At 74.4% G+C, this 1885-nt stretch carries 1 protein-coding gene and 1 pseudogene; one reads left to right on the forward strand and one right to left on the reverse strand.

Features of this window, described 5'->3' with window-relative positions; translation table 11 throughout:
* Positions 1-972 (reverse strand): serine/threonine-protein kinase (locus AWQ70_RS37085; protein ID WP_169808809.1); only part of this gene is annotated, 972 nt, incomplete at its 3' end.
* Between the two features lie 288 nt (positions 973-1260).
* On the opposite strand from AWQ70_RS37085, the pseudogene AWQ70_RS37090 reads away from it, so the two are divergent.
* A pseudogene (locus AWQ70_RS37090) lies at positions 1261-1885 on the forward strand (hypothetical protein); the annotation flags it as partial.

The raw sequence follows: 1885 nt of genomic DNA on the forward strand, positions 1-1885 counted from the left end.
GCCCTGCTCGTACGGCCGCCGCCCGGCCTGGGCGCCCGGCTCGGCCGCTCCCGCGCCGCCGTCCCAGGCGCTCTGGCCCGTCTGCGGGATGGGACGGTCGCCACCCGGCTCCTTGCGCGCGGCGGCCGGGGACGCGGCGGGCCTCTTCGGCCGCGCCGCGCCGCCGGTCGTGCGCCGCAGGAGCTCGGCCGTCTCGTCGTAGCCGGGCCGGTCGGCGGGCTCCTTCTCCAGCAGGCGTTCGAGCACCTCCCGCAGCTCCCCGGCGTGTACGGCGGGGGCGGGGGCCTCGTTGAGCACCGCGTGCATGGTCGCCATCGGCATGCCGCGATCGTGCGGGGGCTTGCCCTCCACGGCGGCGTACAGCGTGGCGCCGAGCGACCACAGGTCGGACTCGCGCTGGGCGGGGTCGCCGCGCAGCCGCTCCGGGGCGATGAACGCGGGCGTGCCGATGAGGCCGGTCCGGGTCATGGTGGAGTCGGCCTCCAGGCGCGCGATGCCGAAGTCGGTCAGCACCACCCGCCCCTCGTCCGTGATCAGCACGTTCTCCGGCTTGACGTCGCGGTGCAGCACGCCCTGCGCGTGGGCGGCCTTGAGCGCGTCCAGGACCTGCAGCCCGATCTCGGTGGTCCGCTCGGGGGAGAGCCGGCCGTCCTCCCTGATGACCTGTCCGAGGGAGCGGGAGGGGACGAGCTGCATGATGATCCAGGGCCGGTCGTCCTCCTCGATCACGTCATGGACGACGACGACGTTCGGATGGGTGAGCCGCCCGGCCGCGCGCGCCTCGCGCATGGTCCGGCGGTTGAGCTCGTCGAGCTGGTCGCCCATCGCGCTGTCGTAACGGACCTCCTTGACCGCCACCACCCGGTCGAGCAGCTCGTCGTGGGCCCGCCAGACGATTCCCATGCCACCTCGGCCAATGGGCTCGATCAGGTGGTACCGGCCGCCGACCAGCCGGCCTTCCGCATGCGCCATCAAATCCCCTCCTGGACGCATAGATCGTCCCACGGATGACAAAGGGATCAACCCGGTCGCATAAGGGTGTGTCCGAAATCTGAGACGGATCGGTCCGGCTCGCGGAGCCTGCCTGGTAAGGTCGGGCTATGGCTTGCTATTTCACGTTTACGCAGCCGGCTCCGGGAGGGCCGGTCGCAGGCGCGTGATCTAGCGACCATCCGGAGCCGGCTGAGGCAGAGACGAGCGTCTCTGCCTTTTTCGTTGTCAACGAGCCGGTCGAGGGGCCGGCCCATCCGAGGAGACCGCATGTCCCAGGCCATGTCCCCGGCCGCCCGAGTCGCCCAGACCGCCGCCCCGTCCGACCCCGCGGCACCCGAAAGCGCGGCATCCGAAAGCGCGGCATCCGACAGCGCGCCGCGCCGCTCCGCCGTGCGGATCGGGGCGCTGACCGTGGGCGAGGGACTGCCCGTGGCCGTGATCGGCGGACGCGACGCCCGCTGGCTCAGCCTGCGCGGGCACCACGGCCGGCGGCCGGCCGCCGAGGCCCTCGCCGAGGCGCGCGCCGCATGGCCCGGGCCGCTGCTCGTCGAACCGTTCTCCGCCGGGGACCTCGACGCCGTCGCCTCGGGGGCGGACGGCGTCCTCGTGGGGGCGGCCTGGATGCAGGACTTCCAGCTCGTCCGCGCGGCGGCCGCGCTCGGCCTCCCCGTGGTCGTCCAGCGCGGCCCGGCCGCCACGCTGGACGAGTGGCTGGCCATCGCCGACTACTGCGTGGCCGAGGGCAACGACCGGGTGGTCCTGTGCGAGAGCGGAAGCCGTACGCACGGCTCGGCCGCGGTGCTCGACCTCGCGCTGATGCGCGCCGCGCGGGAGCGGTCGGGGCGGCCGGTGCTCGCCGCGCTCGGCCGCGACGCCGCGCTCGCCCCCGCGG

The organism is Microtetraspora niveoalba (genome assembly GCF_001570405.1).
GTDB classification, from domain to species: Bacteria; Actinomycetota; Actinomycetes; order Streptosporangiales; family Streptosporangiaceae; genus Microtetraspora; species Microtetraspora niveoalba.